The sequence below is a fragment of the Microbacterium soli genome (genome assembly GCF_039539005.1).
In the GTDB taxonomy this organism is placed as follows: Bacteria; Actinomycetota; Actinomycetes; order Actinomycetales; family Microbacteriaceae; genus Microbacterium; species Microbacterium soli.
Genome location: NZ_BAABCP010000003.1, coordinates 22,086 through 39,983, shown reverse-complemented (window position 1 = coordinate 39,983; position 17,898 = coordinate 22,086). Strand labels below are relative to the sequence as shown.

Below are 17,898 nucleotides of genomic sequence, written 5' to 3'. Positions count from 1 at the left end.
CCTCGACCTGTTCCGCGATCGTGGCGTGCAGCCCTTCGGCCTCGGCGCGACGCTCCTCGGGGCTCTTGGTGGTCTTGATCTTGCGGGCCATCTCACTACCTCCGGTGACGGTATTAGTACTATTAGGGTCTTGATCCTGACCCCCTTCACGTTTTCTTGCCGTGAAGGCGACTTGTCGCCGCTAGGGAGAGCCGGATGGAGCACAAGCGACCGTGGAATACCGGACTGAGCGGAGCGAGGGAGGATATGCCGCGAAAGCGCTTGTGCGGAGGCCGGCCGACCGTATGCTGCCGAAGGCTTCACGGCTAGAAAACGAGCGCCGCAGGCGTGAGGAGCTGTCGGCCGCGCAGCGGCCGTCGGGCACGGCCCGCAGGGCCGCGGGGGAGCGCGAGGGCGCAGCTCTCGTCGGTCGGCTGCTGGCCGGCCTCGATCCGTCCCCACTGTGTGCAGGCCAGCCCGGCGATAGCTGGGCTGTGCACATTGGGGGCGGTCGTTCGGCGTCAACGCCGGCTCAGGCGATCGCTTCGACCAGCTCGGGCACTTCGCCGTCGCTGCGCCCGTCCGGTTGTGCTGGGGCGTAGGACTCGACGGCGATCAGGCGGGCTCCGAGAATGTCGGTGATGATGCGCTCGGCGTCGCTGGGCGGCTCGACAGCGACGACGGCGGGTGCGGGGGAGCGGCGGGGCGCGATCGCGCGGCCGCCGCGCTCCTGCTCGACCTCGGCGCGAGCTGCACGGTAGTCGGCTCGGCCGTCGGCTCGACGTGGGTGCGCACCGTAGGCGCTCGTGCCGAACTCGGGTAGCAACGTGAGCTGGCCTCGGCCGGGTCGGCGGCCGGCACCGGGTCGCCGTGGTGCTTGCATCCATGTCTGTTCGGCCTGCCACCACGCCCACAGCTCGCGCTCGACGGCGTAGGCGGCGGCTCGACGCTGTAGCCGGCCGTCGACGCCGAGGCTTTCAGCGGCGGCTCGGCGTCGATCCTGGCTCGGCCGAGCCCAACGGGTGCCACGCTGCAAGAGCAGACCCGCCGACACGAGCCGGTCGAGGGAGCGCAGCGTGCGGGCGGGGTCTGATCCAGTGGCGCGGGCTAGCTCGTCGACGTCCTGAGCATCCTCGGTGGTTCTCGCGTAGAGGTTCCCTGCGTGCAGTCCGATGCCGGGGGAGAGGGTGAACACGTCGTGCGCAGCGTCCAAGGTTCGCGCGGTCAGGATCGTAATGAGCGTGGTGCGTTCGGCGGCCCCGGCCCCTCCGGGGCGCGGGTCCGCTTGTGACCGACTTGTACTCGGTTCCCTGTGGAGAACGCCCTGTGGGTCGATCGTCCAGCGGGCTCCGTGCGGGCCATCGGCCGCGCCGGCTTGGGCGATCCACCCGTCAGCGGCGAGCCGGAGGAGGGCCGTGCGCGCGGTTTCGCGGCCGATCCCGGCTAGTAGGGCCAGGCGGCGGGTATCGGCCTCCACAGGGCCGCTGAGGGCTTGTAGGGCGAGGAGGCAGAGAACGTCGAGCACCCGGCGGTCGGCTGGGCCGCCTCCGCGCGTCCAGCGGCCTACGCTGGCGTCGGCGCGGGTCTGCACGTCGCGCACGTGAGCGGCGATCGCGTCGGCGCGGGCATCGAACGTGGGATCGTCCCCAATCTGGCGGTCGCTGGTGGCGACGTAGCGCACGGCCTTGCGCCACTGGCGGCGCAGCACCGCGGCGGCGCTGTTGGGGCCGCTGATGGGCCGTGTGCGGCGTCCTGAGCGATCGCGCGAGCTGCGCACGTGTTCGAGACCGGGTGAGGTCTCAACGAGAGCTGCGATGTCGGCGTGCCGCCACCTGGCGGCCGCGGCTCCGATCAGGACGCGCCAGAGCACGGCCGAGGCGTCGCCGCTGGCAGCGTCCTCGCGCAGCGCGGCCGCGCTCGATGCCGGCAGCTCGCGGCGGCGGCCGGGCAGGTACAGGTGACCGTGCTCGTCGAGAGGCAGCGGCGTGTGCGGGTCGGCAGCTACGGCGGGCTCGTCGAGGTCGACGAGCTGCGCCAGGCGCTCGACGAGCTGACGCACCTGAGCGGCGGTCGTCGTGGGGTTCGTGAGCGCGTCCAGCGTGCCGGTGAGCACCGTGGAGGCACCGCCGGCACGGTGCGGTGCTCCTGGCGGCCGCACGCAACCCGTAGCGGGGTTCGTGAGCTGCGAGAGGTCAAGCGAGGGGCACAAGTGGCGCGTCAGGCGCGCCAGGGTGGCGATCGTCTCGGCGTCGACGCTCTCGGCCAGCGCCGCCCATACGTGGCGGCCGCCGGACGGCCCGGACTGGCACACGACGTGCTCGATGCCGGCATCCGTGAGGACGCCGGCGATCGTTGCGGCGTCGCGCTCCGCCGCGGCGTTCGCTCCCTCGGCCTTCGCGTCGAGGTCGAACGCCAGCAGCCGGAACCGGGCATCGGTGCCGGCGAGGTAGACCGCCCACGGCCGGGCGGGCTCCGTCCCATCGACGCGCGCGCGGCCGGTGTAGAGGTTCATCACGTCGCCACGGTCGTCGACGGTAGCGACGCGCACGCTCGGGCGCGGGCTCAACGCGCGCGTGAACGCCCACGGAGAAACGCCGCGGGGAGTATCCGTTACGGAAACGGGTGATCCTGCTATGATGAACTCACCTCCTGGTGACCCTGGTAGGTACAGCGAAGCTCCTGGCGCCAACCAGGTTCTTCACCCCGGCCAATCTGACTAGCTGCCAACTTCGACAGATCAGGCCCTTAGCTTCCGAAATCCCCGCCCCGCCAAGGGCGGGGATTTCCTCGTTCTATGCGGCTCTCGTGGCGGCCTCCTCGGGCAAGTCAAGTTGGTTCGCCCGATCGCGTGCCGGCGGGTCGACGAGGGGCATGCCACCGAAGTCCTCAACGAGCTTCGTGATGAGCGCTTCGAGGTAGTAAGACATCGTGACGCCGGAGGCTTCTGCCGCCTGTCGTACATCAGCTCGTGCCCTCGGTGAAACACGGCCTTGTAGCAAGACCGTGGGCGCATCGTTCGCGCGGCGCGCGCGTCGGCCGTAGTCACTCATGGCGTTATCCTCGCAGGGATTATGCATACAGGCGCGGACGAAGTTCGGCGTGTCGTCGTGAATCATTCGACAACACTGATGTTCAGCCTGACGCCGCCGACGAGCAGGATCGTGCCGGGCTGGATGACGGCCGCTGTTCATAGCCCGCGAGCGACGGCTGCGCCCGCAGCGAGCCACGCTCGCTGCGTCGATGGCCGCAGCGCCTCATAGGAGAGCATGTCGGCCCCGAGCGCGGGGTCGTAGGGGATCGTAACGACTTCACGGGCGAGCGGCCCGAACCCGTCGCGGAGTGCTTGCACGTCGCGGTCGGGTAGGTCGTGCTTGTGCTTGCTCACCACGACGACGGCCTGCGCGGCGAGCTGCGCAAACCGACCGCCCCGCTCCGCCAGTCCTTCAAGGAGGAGCGCGGCTGACTCGGCCGCCTTGGCCTCTCCGATCGTTGGCACGACGAGCTGCGAGGACAGCTCGACGGCGCGCAACCACATGGGGTCGGTCTCGTCATTGCCGCTGTCAATCAGGATCATGCGGTAGAACTTCGCGGCGACGTCGTGGATCGCGTTCACGGTCTCGTCGTCGAAGCGCTGCTGAGTGGCGAGCACTTCGGGCTTGCTGCGCAGCACGTCGAATCGGTCGCCGGTCTGGTGGTGGACGTACCGAGCGAGGTCGGACGCCTGAGCGGCCGGGCCGAGAAAGGTCGGCACCTGGGGCAGGAGGTCGAGGATGCTCGCATCATGCGGCCCCTGCTCGGTCGACCAACCGAGAGTGCCCCTCGTCTGGTTGTTATCCCATGCCAGGACGCCGGCACCGCCGTAACGGGCGAAGATCGCGGCGAGGTTGATCGTGGTCATGGTCTTGCCGACGCCGCCCTTACCGTTCACGATGGCGATCGTGCGGGGGCCAGGCCAATGCTGCGAGACGGAGCGCACGTCGGCGCGCTCTGCGCGCTCGGCCTCGCTGGGGGCGAGGCGGACGCCGGCACGGGCGGCGATGCCGCGCCAGCCTTTCGTCGCGGGCTTCTCAATCTGCTGCTGCTTCAAGAACGACTGCCGCACCTCGCGCCGGGTGCGCGGCTCGACCGAGGTCGCCGGCGTCTGGGCGTGCGCTGTGCGCACCCACGGGTCGGCGCTCGGCGGCTCGACAAGGGTGCGGGGCCCGGTCGCCACGGTCACGATCTCCTCAGCGTCGGCGTCGGGTGCGGGCACTTGGTCGATGACCTCCTGCTCGGGCTCCGTCGGCGCGGCCTGCGCCTGTGTCGGCGGGGCGGTGTCCTCCTCTACGGTGCCGTCGGGGTGGACGATGAGCGGCCACTGTCCATCGGGGCCGGTCGTCATAAGACGTACAGGACGTGCCACCTTATCGGCAGTCTCGGTAACAACGGCGATGATCGCAGCGCGGGCCTCGCTGATATCGCTGGTGTCGATCGCATGCGAGGTTCCGTTGATGACGACCTCTCCCGAACCGTCGGCGCGAGTGATGGCCTCGATACGTGGCCACGTCGGCACGGTGTCTGTGATGCTCATGCTGTCTCCTTGCTGTGTCACTATCCGAGGGTGATGCCAACCTCGGCCATGAACTTCTCGGCGTCGACGGCTTCGCCGTTGACGTGGGTCTCAAAGTGGAGGTGGCAGCCGTGAGACTGGCCGCTATTGCCGACTTTGCCGATCTGCTGGCCGCCGGTCACCTTGTCGCCGGGCTTGACGAGAATGCCCGAGTCGAACATATGAAGGTAGACCGTCTCGACGCCGCCGCCGTGGTCGATGATGATGGTGCCGTTCGAGCCGTAGCGGGTGCCGAAGCCCGTCGCGGTGACGGTGCCGCTCTGCGCGGCCCAAATGGGCTCGTCACAGCCGGGCGCGAGGTCGGTGCCTCGGTGGAAGCTGCTGGAAGGCCCTTCGGGCGTCATGACGGGCTCGCGCGGCCCGAAGCGGCTCGTGATCGGGCCTTGCGCCGGGGCGGCCCAGCCGTCCTTGTTCACCTCGCCAGGAACAAGGCCGCAACTCCCGCCGCCATTGAGGCCGGTGGTCACGCCCGACAGTCCCTCGACGACCTCCACAGCCGCATCCCAGAACTTCGTGTAGTGGTACGGGTCATCGTTGCCCTGGGTGCGGTGAGCGACGATCGTCGGCGCTAGCGTCTGGCGTTCGGCTTCGGGGACGGCGCGCGTCATCGCCTCGAAGAACTTCTTGGAGGCGATGTACGGATCGAGGCGTTCCTCCCTCGTACCCCACCACTCCTGCTGCTGGAACAGGCCGATGCTGGTCGTACGGCTACCGTCGGGATTGGTCACCCCGCCGGTCTCCCAGTCGCCGTAGTCGATGTTGCGCAGGGAAGATTCACCCATCGCGGTCATGACACCGATGGTCTGATCTCTCGCGGTGAGGCCGAGGTCTTTGCCCGCCTGGATAACGTGGGCGGCGTTGACGAGCTGCTCGTGCCCGTATCCGGCGATAGTCGTATCGGGCACCGAGGCCGGGTCGATCGAGACCGATCCCGACATAGGAGCACAGTTGTCATCCGCGCCGAGCAACATGATGCTGAACACGACACCAATCACCAACAGGGGGACGATGGCGATGGCGAGTGCTCCGCTCGGCTTCTGCGCAGACATGGTCAGTGCGTTCCCTCCGGCGGTGTGAAGCGCTCAACGAGCCACGGCGAGGCTCCGTCGACGCGCGAGAGAATGACCGTGTACACGCCAGCGTCGGTAGGCACCTCGACGCCCGCAATGTAGGCGCTGGTCTCGTCGACGAGCTGCGCCGGGCCGGTCACCTTACGGGCGGGAATGTTCACGGGGTCGACGTACGCATAGTCCTCAGCGGCCTGCTGCGTCAGCAGCGGCTCGACGGCCTTCCACCACGTGTCGTAGTCGAGTTCGGGGTGCGCGAACGCGCTCATGGCCTTCGTGGCCAGCTCGACAGCGGCCGCGCGCGCGGCATCGTCCCACGAGGGGAGGACGTTCGGCGTGATCTTCTCCCCGGTTTCGGTGTCGATTGCATCCGTCGGGGCCGGTGTGAGCTTGTCGAGGTCTGGCATCGTCGGCCCGGTAGCGCTCGGCGTAGGTGCCGGGGTCGACGGGTCAGGCTCGGCCGAGCCTGTGCACCCTGCAAGGGCGATCGCCACGGCGATCGCCGTCGTGACTGTTGCCAGACCTCGCGCCCTCATCGCTCCTCGCCTCCTTCGTCGTGCGGGATGACCCGACGTGCGTTCGCACCGGCCTCTAGCGCCTCTTTCAGCTCATCTCGGAGGATGAACCACGTCGAGCCGATCTTGTAGCCGGGGATCACCCCGTCTTTGAGCCACTTGTAGATGCCCGGCTTGGTGACGTTCAACATCTCGGCCACCTCGGGAACGGTCAGCGTCTCCTTGCGCCCCTGAAAGAGCGCATCGAGCCCCGAGGTCACGGGATGCACCGGGAGACGTGTACGCATACCGCCAGTGTAGACGATATGGCGGGCTGTGGGAAGCTGTACATGTCCAAATATGTCTGCCGCATTCTATTGCTCCTTGTAGAGTGGAAGGGTAGTCTGGTCGGGTAGGCGACTACATCAACGATATCGAGGGACATGGCGATGACAGAGGGAAGCAATCCGTGGGTCTCACGCCCACAGACCCCTACAGAGGTGCCGAGCGTTGCGCAGCAATCCGTCGGGGTGGCTCCGCCGCGTGGGCCGGTCGCACCCCAGCGAGGCGTACCTGCACCCGATCATGTCGACCAGCTACCGGCGTACGACCGGCCGCCGGCTACTCTCTGGTGGGTTGGCGTGCATGGCGGCTCCGGTGAATCGTCACTGTCCGCTCTCGTCCCTGAGTGGCGGGCGGCCGATCATGCATGGCCGCGCGTGCAGGCGCAGGCTCCCGCAAAGGTCGTTCTCACGGCACGGTCGAACGTGCGAGGCCTCCGCGCCGCGCAGGCCGCCGCTACACAGTGGGCTGCGGGCCTGGTGCCGTTCGTCGAGGTCGTGGGACTGGTCATCGTTGCTGATGCACCGGGTCGCCTTCCGCGGCCGCTGCGCGATCTTGCGCAGGTTGTGGCCGGTGGCTTCCCGAGGACGTGGAACGTCCCGTGGATCGAATCGTGGCGTCTAGGTGAGGCGATCGCCCTACCTGACGCTCCGCGCGAGGTGCGTCGACTCGTCGACGAGCTGAGCACTCTCCTCCGACCCGGTGCCGCCGGCACCACTCAGTGAAAGGAAGTCCGATGACGGTTCTGGATACCCTCATCACGGCGGCGACTCACCTCGCCGCCATCGTCCCTGCCGACATCCCCAACCCCGACCCGGTGCAGCCGCCCGGTACTGAGGGGGTGACCACGATCATGTCGTGGCTCAAGTGGATCGGCTACGCCGTCGTCGGCGGTGCGATCATCGTCGGCGGAATCCTGATCGCGGTGAGCTTCCGCCGCGGTGAGGGCCACGACTCTCTACCCAAGGTTCTCTGGCCTATGGCCGGCGCGATCGTCATCGGCGCGGGTGCTGCCTGGATCGGCACCATCGCAGGCGGCTGAGGAGGCTCGGCATGGCTGACGAGGAGAACGAGCAGAGCCCGTGGACACGGCCAGGCTTCATCGCCGCGGCCGTGGTCATCGCGCTTATCGTCGTCGTGGGAGTGATCGTCACGGTTCTCAACTTGAACCGTGACGGCTCCGATCCCGCGCCGACGTCGACGAGCCAGCCCACTGACGCCGCCCCGTCCCCTGAACCGACAGGAGACGAGGGCGGCGCAAGCGTGTGCGGCCTCGATGGTGTCGAGCTGTCCGGCCGGCTCTCGACCGCCCCGGCGGCCGAGTGGGCCTATCAGGACACGGTGGCCTACCCGACCTCATCCGAGTTCGGGCCGGGCCAAGCCTCGCCCGAGGGCGTGCGGTACTGCTTCCAGCACTCGCCCGAGGGAGCCCTGTTCGCAGCAACGAACGCCGTGGCGCAGGGTAGCGATCCCACGATCGCACCGGCCTGGATCGAGTACTTCCTGGCCGAGTCCGCGCCAAATCGCAGTCAGCTCGTGACCGATGTCGGTTCCGGCGCGACCTCGGACACGCGGCTTAGCGTTGCCGGTTTCCGACTGCTGGCATACGACGGGGCTGCTGCGCGAGTCGAGATTGCCGTCCGTGGCGCAGCTTCGGGGCAAGCCGTGTACGGCTCGGTGATCTACAACCTCGTGTGGGAGAACGGCGACTGGAAGCTCCTACCGAAGGACAGCAGCAACCCGTTGCAGACGACTCAGCTCCCTGACCTCTCGGGCTACATCACCTGGGGGGAGTGATCGTTATGGCTGATGACTGCGCGTGGTGGGATATTGGGTGCAACGCGGGCAACTGGCTTGAGTCCGCTGTCGGTGATGCGATCGAGAACATGGCGAACGCCGTCATGGAGGCGTACGGCAAGGCGATCGCTTCGCTCGGCACGATGTGGGTCAACATCGGCACACCGAACCTGACGGGTGGCGGCGGATCGTCACCGATCAGCGCGGGCGACGCGCCCGCGTACTCGGGGAACGTGACGACGATGCTCAGCTACGTTCAGTGGATTGGCCTCGCTATCGCGGGATTGTCGATCATCATCCTCGGGATGCTGATCGCCTCGAAGCTCCGGCAGGGCGAGGGCATCGCCGCGGTCGGCCGTATTGGCGTGATCCTGGGCGGCGTCATCCTCATTGGCGGCGCTGGTGGACTCGCAGCGGGGCTCATGCCGACCGGGCCTTCGGGCGCGGCCGGTACGGTGCTGTTCCTACAGTCCGCGGTCTGGTGGCTCGTCGGCGGTCTCGTAGTCCTGTCGGTCATCATCGGCGGCGTCAAGATGGCTTGGGAACAGCGCGCCGAGCCGGGCCGCCAAACGATCAAGAGCCTGCTGACGCTCATCGTGGTATCAGCGATGGGCGTCACGGTCACGGGCTTGCTCGTAACGGCGGCCGACTCCTTCTCAGTGTGGGTCATCAACGGCTCGCTAGAGTGCGACGTCGAGGGCGATGGGGCGTGCTTCGGCAGCAACATGCTGACGCTCATCGCTCTCACATCGAACCCCGCCACAACTGGCGGGCTCGGCCCGTTGCTCATCATCATCCTGGGGCTGATCGCGATCCTCGCGGCAGCGTTCCAGATCGTGCTCATGGTCGCCCGCGGCGGAATGCTCGTGATCCTCGCGGGCATCCTGCCGCTTTCGGCATCGTTCACAAACACAGAGATGGGCGCGAGCTGGTTCAAGAAGAACATCGGGTGGCTGCTCGCATTCATCCTCTACAAGCCGGCGGCCGCGATCGTCTACGCCGCAGCGTTCCACTTGCTCGGCACTGACGTGTTCTCCGACGACGGCACCGGGCTTATCTCGATCCTCACGGGGCTGATGCTGATGATTATCGCCCTGTTCGCTCTGCCGGCTCTAATGCGGTTTGTGACGCCGCTGGTCGGCTCGATGGCTGGCGGTGCCGGCGGTGCTCTTGGCATCGCAGCGCTGGCATCGCTGCCGACGGGTGCTGCTGCGCTGGGCCGCCTGGGAACCGGCAGCGGTTCCGGGTCGGACGGCGCTTCGGGCAGTACCGGGTCGACGGGCTCGCCCGGCTCGTCGGGTTCCCCGTCGGGCAGCTCGTCCGGCAGCAGCGGCAGTCCTGCACCGGCCTCGTCAGGTAGCGGCGCATCCAGCTCGGGTGCCGCGGCCTCGACAGGCTCCGGTGCGGCCGCATCTGCTGGTGGTGGCGCAGCCGCAGGAGGTGGCGCAGCCGCAGGCGGTGGAGCCGCTGCGGGAGGCGCGGCGTCCGGGGCCAGCGCGGGCGCTGCTGGCGGCCCGATCGGCATGGCCGCGGGTGCCGCGGTAGGCATCGCGGCAGATGGCGCGAAGAAGGGCGCACAGGCCGTTCAGAGCGTCGGTGAGCAATCTACGGAAGGAGGCCCCAGTGGTGGCCGTTGACCCAACACAGGACGCCCCTCGCACCTACGGCAACTGGCGGCGGCCGACGTCGCCGGGCCTGCTCGGTCTGGGGACGCTCGGAACACTGCTGCTGTTCGTGGCGCTGTTCATCATCCTTATCTCGCTCATGTCCGGTGGGCTGCTCGCGGCGTTCATCGCCGCGGTGGTCTCGGCCGGGGTGATCCTGCTGCTGATCGTGAAGAATGCGGACGGTCGCAGCGTACTCTCGCGGGCATCCAATCGGATCGGGTGGATGTCGGCACGTTCCCGCGGCTCGCATCTGTACCGTTCGGGGCCGCTGGGTCGCACTGAGTGGGGCACGTATCAGCTCCCCGGTGTTGCCGCGGCGACCCGCCTCAGCGAGCACACGGACTCCTATGGGCGTCCGTTCGCGCTTGTCTACACGCCGATCAGCAAGACGTACGCCGTGGTGATCGGCACCGAGCCCGACGGGGCATCGCTCGTCGACCCGCTACAGGTCGACACGTGGGTAGCCGATTGGGGTCACTGGCTGGCGAACCTCTCGGACGAGCCGGGCATCGAGGCCGCCTCGGTCACGATTGAGACCGCGCCCGAGTCGGGCACGCGGCTGCGTCGTGAGGTCGAGCTGAACCTCGACCCCGACGCGCCCGCGTTCGCGCAGGACATGCTGCGCGAGGTCGTCGAGACCTACCCGGCCGGGTCGTCGACGGTCAAGGCGTTCGTGTCGCTGACGTTCTCCGCTGTCCCTCGCAAGGGTGCACCACCTCGCAAGCCTGACGAGATGGCGCGCGAGCTCGCGGCGCGTCTGCCCGGCCTGACGGGCAACTTGCAGGCGACCGGGGCGGGTGCAGCGCACCCGCTGTCGGCGCAAGAGCTATGCGAGACGATCCGGGTCGCCTACGACCCAGCGGCCGCGGTGCTCATCGAAGAGGCACACGCTCAGGGTGAGGTGCCCGAGCTGAGCTGGCCGGACGTCGGCCCGACGGCGCATCAGGCGTCGTGGTCGGACTACCGGCACGACTCCGCGACGTCGGTCACCTGGGCGATGACGCAAGCGCCGCGCGGTACGGTGCAGTCGGGCGTGCTGGCACGCCTCCTCGCCCCGCACCGTGACATCGCGCGCAAGCGGGTGACGCTGCTCTACAAGCCGATCGACCCGGCGCGAGCTGCTGGGCTCGTCGAGGCTGATCTGACAGCGGCGCAGTTCCGTGCGACGGCGACCCGTAAACCGCAGGCGCGCGACACCCTGGCGGTGCGTGCCGCGGCATCGACGGCGGCCGAGGAGGCTGCCGGCGCGGGCCTGGTGAACTTCGGGCTGCTGGTGACGGCCACGGTCGTTGACCCGGCTGCTGCCGCTGAGGCGGCCGCGGCGATCGACAACCTCTCGGCGTCGGCTCGCTTGCGTGTGCGGCCGGTGTACGGCTCGCAGGATTCGGCGTTTGCGATGGCGTTGCCGCTGGGCCTGGTGCCGAGCAAGCATGTCGCGGTGCCGGCAGAGATTCGGGATCGGTTGTGATGATGATGGCGACCAAACAGAAGGCTCGCAAGAGCAAGAAGGCGACTCCCGTCGAGACGTCGGCCGAGCTGCGCCCCGTTCGGCCGACCGGCCGCGGCTGGCTCGGCCGCGGTCGCGGTGCTGCCGCCTACGTGCAGGCTCCCGTCGAGTACCGCGGCACGAGCGTTCAGGTGTGCGGCCTGTGGCCGTTCTCCGTCGGCACGGGCGCGCCCCTGGTGGGCGTGCCGCTCGGCCGGCACCTGTTCACGGGTGCGACCGTGTGCGCCGACCCTATCTCGTGGTTCCAGCGTGCCAAGCTCATCAGCAACCCGAGCGTGTTCGTGCTCGGGCTGCCGGCGCTCGGGAAGTCGACGACGATCCGCCGTATGGCGGCCGGGCTCGCCGGCTTCGGGTCGATCCCGTTCATCCTCGGGGACTTGAAGCCCGACTACCTCGACCTGATCGAAGCCCTCGGCGGTCAGGTGATCCGTCTGGGCCGCGGCCGCGGGCACCTGAACGTGCTCGACCCTGGCGAGTCGGCGGAGGCCGCAGCGCAGCTCCGGGCCGCCGGGTTCGTGAAAGAGGCCGAGGAGATTGAAGCCGACGCCCACGGGCGCAGGCTCACGATCGTCTCGGCTCTGCTGACGATCCTGCGTAAGCAGCCGCCGTCCGATGTCGAGGAGTCGATCGTCGACCAAGCGCTGCGCGTTCTCGACCGCAAGCTCGACCGTGTGCCGCTCCTGGCTGACCTCTTGCAGGTCGTGCAGGAGGGGCCGACCGAGCTGCGCGAGGTCGCGGTCGACCGTGGCGACTTCGACGAGTATCAGCGCACGACGCGCGGGCTGGAAGCCTCGCTTATCAGCCTCGCGCGCGGCGGCCGCCTCGGGGAGACGTTCGCGCAGCCGACCTCGAACCCGATGATGCGCGATCGCCCCGTGGTGTACGACGTCTCAGGGCTCAAAGAGACCGACGTCGATCTGCGAGCTGCGACGCTCCTGGCGTGCTGGTCGAATGGCTTTGCCACGGTGAACGTGGCGAACGCGCTGGCCGAGGCTGGGTTGGAGCCGCAGCGGCACTACTTCGTCATCATGGACGAGCTGTGGCAGGCGCTGCGCTCCGGTACAGGCATGGTCGACCGCGTGGATGCGCTCACTCGTCTGAACCGACAGTTCGGTGTCGGGCAGGCGATGATTACGCACACCATGCGCGACCTCGACGCCTTGCCGACCGAGGAAGATCGGATGAAGGCCCGCGGCTTCGTCGAGCGTGCCGGCATGATCGTGGTCGGCGGGCTCCCGCAGGCTGAGATGCCGCTGCTGACGGCCGCGGTGCCGTTCTCGCAGGCCGAGCAGAACTTGCTCACCGGATGGTCGGCCCCGCCGTCGTGGGATGCCACGACGGGCAAGGAGACCGAGCCTCCGGGGCGCGGGAAGTTCCTCATCAAGGTCGGTGGCCGGCCAGGCATCCCGATCAGCGTCAAGCTGACCGAGACCGAGCGAGCCACGAACGACACGAACAAGCGGTGGCACGCGCAGTCTCGCGTCGGCCGCAGGCTGCGCGCCGTCGAGTCTGAGGGGGCCGCCTCGTGAGCACTCAGAACAACCGCCGCCGCGATCCGGGCGGGTTCTCGGCCGAGACGATCCTGCTAGCCGCCGGCATCGTGATCGTCATCGTCGGTGTGGCCGGGCTGAACCTCGCGGTTCGCCTCGGTCACCAGCTCGACGGCTCCGGCGTCGAGCTGACCTCCGACCCGTTCGGGCTCGTGTTCCAGCTCTTTAGCGGCAAGGTGCCGTGGCCAGCCGCAGGCACCTGGATCATCGCCGGGGTAGGCGTGCTCGTCCTCGCCCTGGTGGTGCTCATCCTGCTTGCGGTCGCCCGCTACCGCAAGCGCAGCTCACGTGTCGATCGCGCCGCGTCCTACATGGGCCGCGGCAAGGATGTTGAGGCGCTGAGCCGCCGCAACGCCGAGGCGACCGCGCAGCGACTCGGCGTGCAGGACTCTCCCGGTGTGCCGATCGGCAAGACGATCGGCGGGCAGCCGCTCTACGGCTCCTGGGAGGACATGCACGTAGACATCTGGGGGCCGCGCACGGGTAAGACGACGAGCCGGGCCGTGCCGGCGATCCTCGCTGCGCCGGGCGGGGTGCTCGTCACCTCGAACAAGCGCGATGTCGTCGACGCGACGAGGGACGTGCGCGCAGCGGTCGGCCCGGTGTGGGTGTTCGACCCGCAGGCGATCGCGCTCGAGAATCCGACCTGGTGGTGGAACCCGCTCAGCTACGTCACCGACGAGGTGAAAGCGGCCCGGCTAGCCGAGCACTTCGCCGCCGGCTCCCGCGATCCGGGGGCCAAGACGGATGCGTACTTCGACCCGGCAGGCCAAGACCTGCTCGCCGGCCTCCTGCTGGCCGCTGCGCTCGATCACCGACCGATCACCGACGTGTACACGTGGCTGACGCGGCCGACCGATGAGAGCGCCGTTGACATCCTCCGAGAGCACGGCTTCACGCTGACCGCCGATCAGGTGGCCGGCGTCGTCTCCGCGCCCGAGAAGCAGCGCGGCGGCGTGTTCGGCACGGCGCAGCAGATGGCGTCGTGCCTCACGAACCGCCAGGTAGCCGCGTGGGTCACTCCGCAGGGTGCTGCCGACCCTCGGCCGCACTTCGACCCCGCAGCGTTCGTGAGGCACTTCGGCACGCTCTACAGCCTCTCCAAGGAGGGCCGAGGCACGGCCGGGCCGCTCGTGACGGCGCTCACCGTCGCCGTCGTCGAGGCGGCCGAGGAGCTGGCCTCGCAGTCCTCCGGCGGCCGCCTGTCGACGCCCCTCGTAGGGGTACTCGATGAAGCGGCGAACGTGTGCCGGTGGCGCGAGCTGCCGAACCTGTACTCGCACTACGGGTCGCGCGGCATCATCCTCATGACGATCTTGCAGAGCTGGTCTCAGGGCGTCGACGTGTGGGGCGAGTCCGGCATGAAGAAACTGTGGAGCGCCAGCAACATCAAGGTCTACGGTGGCGGCGTCGCGGAGGATGCTTTTCTCGAAAGCATCTCCAAGCTCATCGGAGACTACGACCGCATCGCGTCGACCGTCTCCACGGGCCGCGGCGGCCGCGGCGTATCCTCGCAGCTCCACCGCGAACGCATCCTCGACGTGTCCGACCTCGGCGCGCTCCCGAAGGGCCGTGCCATCGTGCTCGCGTCGGGCTCGCGCCCGACGCTGATCCGCACACAGCCGTGGATGACCGGCCCGCACGCGGATGCCGTGCGGGCGTCGATCGCGGCGCATGACCCGCAGGCTGAGCGGACGATCCGTGAAGCACAGCAAGAGGTCGCTGCCGTCGCGGCGGCCGAGCCGGCACAGGAGGAGGCATCGTGAGCGACTGGGGCGATGACTACGACGAGGACGGCATCGAGGCCGTGCCGATCGACGTCGACGAGGAGACCGGCGAGGTTACCGGCGACGTCGACGAGAGCGCAGCGCCGGAGACGCCGCCGCTGTACTACGGCTCCGTCGACGAGTTCGTGCGCAAGCACCTGCGCTACGTCTACCGGCGGCGCATCGCCGGGGACGGGCGCAGCCGAGTGTGGGCGGCCGAGTGGTGGCGATACGCCGAGGCCGTGAGCCGGCTCGACTCGCTGTGGCGGGCGTGGGAGCACCTGCGCCTCGACGCCTCAACCGGCATGAGCGTGTGGTGGCGTGACCACGCCGACCATCACATGCCGATCCTGCTCGATCCCGATGGCCCGTTCGCGGGCGCTGAGGGCGAGCTGAACTCGTCCAAGCGTGGCGAGCCGCTGCCTTACGCACCGCCGCCCGAGGGGCTGTTCCCCGACGTGCGTGAGACCGCCGGTACGGACTGACAAGCAAGGAGAGAGGGATCGCACCACCTGGTGCGATCCCTCTCTCGTGTGTGCCGGCGGCCGGTCATCGTTGCAGGCCGGTGCGCTGCACCTGGACGCCGCGGCCGCGGTTCTTGCGCGCCCTCGGTGCCCGTGCCGAGGTCGCCTTGGTCGCCTCGGTTGCGGGCTTGGCCTGGCTGACGTCGGCCTGCATCTTCGTCGCCACCACCTCACGGTCGATGCCCTTGCTTTCGAGGTCGCGGGCCGTCGCCTCGCGGCGCTCGGCCGAGTCGTACAACGGCTGAGCATCCGCACGAGCTGCATCGGCGTGCGCCTGGTGCTGCTCGGCTTGTTCGCGCGCCTCGGCCCGCTGCTCCGGGTCGGGCTCATGCTCCGCCGCGTCGCGGTGGTGCTCGGCCGCCCGGTCGGCGCGATCGGCCTCAGCCATCAGGCGGGCCGCCTCGGCCTCCTCGGCCGCCGAGCGCTGCTGCTGAGCATCCGCCTGCTGGCGCAGCGCCTCGGCACGCTCGACGGCCTCACGCACCGCCTGGGGGTCGGCGCTGGTGTCGTTGACGTCGACGCCGTACCGGGTGCGCACCTCGTCGCGGATGCGCTGCTCGGCGCGTACCGCCTCGGGGTCGTCCTGCGACCATGCGCGGGCGAGTTGGTACGTGTTGGCGATCTGCTCGGGGGTGGCACGATCCCACCAGTCCGAGCGATGCACGTTCCCCAGCTCGACGCGCGCGGTGCGGTGCTCGGCCTCGATCCGCGATCGCAGCTCGCGCGCCTCCTGCTCGGTCGCCGCCTGTGCTCGGCGCAGCGCGTCCTCGCGGGCGCGCGCGATGCGCTCTCCGACCTGGCCGGCGGCGGTGACGAGCACTCGTATCTGCCCGTCGAACGCCTCCTCGATGCCGTCTGTCTCCTCGGCCATGATCGACCCTCCTTCCTATCGCTCCGGGCCGCGATCTGCGCCCGGTCGTGTGGTCTGTCGTGGCCGCGCCCGCTCGTCGGGATCGATCTTGTTCGGTACGGGCGATGTCGCCTCGGTCGCGGGCTTGCCCTGGCTGGCGTTCATCCGGTCGAGCATCGCGCGCGTCTCCGGGTCGAGCGTCGCCGTGGCCGTGCCCTGCTGCGCGCCGGCCGCCGCGGCCACCGGGGTCTGACTGGTGGGGGCGAGGTCATGGCGCAGCCGATCCATCCGCGCCTTCACGTCGCTCAGGATGAGGTCAGCCTGCCGCTTCTCCCCGGCCGCCTTCGCAGCGTCGTAAACGGCCTGTGAGAGCCGCACGAGCTGGCGCAGCATGATGAGCTGGGCGGCGCGCCCCTGGCCGCCCTTGGCCGCGCTGGCCAGCAGCATCGCAGCGCCGGACATGGCAACCATGCCGGCCTTCTGCGGCTGCACCGGGCGGCGGAACGTCTGCGCGGATCGGGCGAGCGCATCGGATGCCGCGGCGAGGTCTCCGGGCGCATCCTCGACGGCGTTCGACCAGGCGGCGAAAGCTCCGGCGGTCTGACGTGCGAGGGTGCTCCACGTGTCCCGGTCGTCGAGGGGAACATCGCGCAGCTTCTCGCGCAGCTCGCTGACCTCGCGCGAGTACCGTTCCCACAACTCGGGGTCGGGTGTCGTGTTCTCCCGGCCGGGTGCCACGACGCGGCGGCCGCGCTTGGCTGCGTTCCACTCGGCTGCCGCTTCGGTCGCGTCGGTTGGGGTGTCGGGCCACCCCGCGCGCAGCCGGGGCAGGGTGAGGTCGCGGCCGAGGTGCCCCCCGCCGTACCAGATGGGTCGCTCGCCGGCTTCGGGTCGAGCTGCGACCGAGTAGCCGGTGATGACGTCGGTGCGGCCGTCCGCGTAGCGCGGTCGCACGAGCAGTCCCGAGCGGCGCATCCTGCGCACGAACTCGGACTCGGACTCGCTGGCTGCGGCGCTGGCGCGAACCGTCCGGGCGAGCGCATAGCGCGGCTCGTCCGTGCGCAGCTCGGCGGTGATCCGGGCCTGCCGGTCGGGGCCGGTCAGCCGCTCCCAAGTGGGTGCATCCGGGCCGAGCTTCGGACGGGTGCGCTCGTACTTCGCGCGTGCTCGGGCGCGTGCCTGAGCCTCGCGCTCGGCGGGGTGGTAGCCGCGCGTCGATCGCTCTGCCTGTGCCGACTCCAACTGCTCCAAGCCGTACTTCACTTCGAGCGCGCGCGCGGCCTTCTGTGCCCGGTGGAAGTCGTTGTGAATCGACGCCTTGGTGCCGTCCTCGCGCACGAGGTTCACAGCGATATGGATGTGGTCGTTGCCGTTCTTCGACACACCGTGTCGGACGGCAACCCAGCGGCACGGTGCCTTCGTGCCCTCGGCGTCGTCGAACTCCATCGCGGTGATGAAGTCGTTGGCGATCTGTCCCCACTTCTCGTCGGTCAGCATGCCCTCGTCGGCGCGCAGCGATAGTGAGCAGTGCCAGACGTGCCCGCCGTTCACGTCGACGTCGTACGCAGTGCGCGGGCGGTCGAGGTGCCGCGCGATCGAAAGCGCCGCGTCGCGTCCCAGCTCGGCGTCATCGTGCCACGCAAGCAGCGCTGCGTCGCCTGCGACGAGGTGCGGTTCGGTGTGCTCGTTCGCGCGCCCCGGCCCGGTGAGGTAGGTCATCAGGCCAGCCATGCGATCGCCGCGAAC

The 17,898-nt window shown here is 69.2% G+C and carries 15 protein-coding genes; 8 read left to right on the top strand and 7 right to left on the bottom strand.

The features are described 5' to 3' along the window. Positions 1-511: 511 nt before the first annotated feature. The 5 genes from ABD770_RS14930 to ABD770_RS14910 all read right to left on the bottom strand — a co-directional run bounded on the left by ABD770_RS14930 (position 512) and on the right by ABD770_RS14910 (position 6,457). Positions 512-2,491 carry a hypothetical protein gene (locus ABD770_RS14930; RefSeq protein WP_344820477.1) on the bottom strand — a complete coding sequence of 660 codons (1,980 nt, stop codon included), beginning with the start codon at positions 2,489-2,491 and terminating at the stop codon, positions 512-514. Between the two features lie 675 nt (positions 2,492-3,166). Continuing rightward, positions 3,167-4,549 carry an AAA family ATPase gene (locus tag ABD770_RS14925; RefSeq protein WP_344820475.1) on the bottom strand — a complete coding sequence of 461 codons (1,383 nt, stop codon included), beginning with the start codon at positions 4,547-4,549 and terminating at the stop codon, positions 3,167-3,169. Positions 4,550-4,569: 20 nt separating this feature from the next. Continuing rightward, positions 4,570-5,637 carry a M23 family metallopeptidase gene (locus ABD770_RS14920; protein ID WP_344820474.1) on the bottom strand — a complete coding sequence of 356 codons (1,068 nt, stop codon included), beginning with the start codon at positions 5,635-5,637 and terminating at the stop codon, positions 4,570-4,572. Between the two features lie 2 nt (positions 5,638-5,639). Further along, the gene (locus ABD770_RS14915) at positions 5,640-6,062 is read right to left on the bottom strand and encodes a hypothetical protein (RefSeq protein WP_344820473.1); all 423 of its coding nucleotides are present in this window, start codon (positions 6,060-6,062) and stop codon (positions 5,640-5,642) included. A 125-nt stretch (positions 6,063-6,187) separates the two neighbouring features. Next, positions 6,188-6,457: a helix-turn-helix domain-containing protein gene (locus tag ABD770_RS14910; protein ID WP_344820472.1), complete on the bottom strand. Its 270-nt coding sequence runs from the start codon at positions 6,455-6,457 to the stop codon at positions 6,188-6,190. A 135-nt stretch (positions 6,458-6,592) separates the two neighbouring features. Here ABD770_RS14910 and ABD770_RS14905 point away from each other — a divergent pair, with 135 nt between their 5' ends. The 8 genes from ABD770_RS14905 to ABD770_RS14870 are packed head-to-tail and all read left to right on the top strand — an operon-like array spanning position 6,593 to position 15,263. After that, positions 6,593-7,216, top strand: coding sequence for a DUF6668 family protein (locus tag ABD770_RS14905; RefSeq protein ID WP_344820471.1), 624 nt, complete (start codon positions 6,593-6,595; stop codon positions 7,214-7,216). A gap of 11 nt (positions 7,217-7,227) precedes the next feature. Then, positions 7,228-7,533, top strand: coding sequence for a hypothetical protein (locus ABD770_RS14900; protein ID WP_285465432.1), 306 nt, complete (start codon positions 7,228-7,230; stop codon positions 7,531-7,533). An 11-nt stretch (positions 7,534-7,544) separates the two neighbouring features. Beyond that, the gene (locus tag ABD770_RS14895) at positions 7,545-8,288 is read left to right on the top strand and encodes a DUF8175 domain-containg protein (RefSeq protein WP_285465431.1); all 744 of its coding nucleotides are present in this window, start codon (positions 7,545-7,547) and stop codon (positions 8,286-8,288) included. 5 nt (positions 8,289-8,293) lie between these two features. Next, on the top strand, positions 8,294-9,925 hold the full coding sequence (locus ABD770_RS14890) for a TrbL/VirB6 family protein (protein ID WP_285465430.1): 1,632 nt from the start codon (positions 8,294-8,296) through the stop codon (positions 9,923-9,925). Next, on the top strand, positions 9,915-11,423 hold the full coding sequence (locus tag ABD770_RS14885) for an SCO6880 family protein (RefSeq protein ID WP_425562789.1): 1,509 nt from the start codon (positions 9,915-9,917) through the stop codon (positions 11,421-11,423). Before ABD770_RS14890 ends, ABD770_RS14885 begins: the two co-directional genes overlap by 11 nt. Positions 11,424-11,425: 2 nt before the next feature. Next, positions 11,426-12,991, top strand: coding sequence for an ATP/GTP-binding protein (locus ABD770_RS14880; RefSeq protein ID WP_425562788.1), 1,566 nt, complete (start codon positions 11,426-11,428; stop codon positions 12,989-12,991). Then, positions 12,988-14,778 (top strand): type IV secretory system conjugative DNA transfer family protein, encoded by a 1,791-nt coding sequence (locus ABD770_RS14875; RefSeq protein WP_285465428.1) that lies wholly within the window; start codon positions 12,988-12,990, stop codon positions 14,776-14,778. Before ABD770_RS14880 ends, ABD770_RS14875 begins: the two co-directional genes overlap by 4 nt. After that, a complete protein-coding gene (locus ABD770_RS14870) occupies positions 14,775-15,263 on the top strand; it encodes a DUF4913 domain-containing protein (RefSeq protein ID WP_285465427.1) in 489 nt (162 codons plus the stop codon). Before ABD770_RS14875 ends, ABD770_RS14870 begins: the two co-directional genes overlap by 4 nt. Positions 15,264-15,327: 64 nt before the next feature. Here ABD770_RS14870 and ABD770_RS14865 read toward each other — a convergent pair whose 3' ends face one another. Both ABD770_RS14865 and ABD770_RS14860 read right to left on the bottom strand, forming a co-directional pair. Then, positions 15,328-16,173 (bottom strand): hypothetical protein, encoded by an 846-nt coding sequence (locus ABD770_RS14865; protein ID WP_285465426.1) that lies wholly within the window; start codon positions 16,171-16,173, stop codon positions 15,328-15,330. A gap of 15 nt (positions 16,174-16,188) precedes the next feature. Continuing rightward, complete coding sequence (locus ABD770_RS14860; RefSeq protein WP_285465425.1) at positions 16,189-17,871, bottom strand: relaxase/mobilization nuclease domain-containing protein; 1,683 nt, start codon at positions 17,869-17,871, stop codon at positions 16,189-16,191. Positions 17,872-17,898 lie beyond the last annotated feature (27 nt).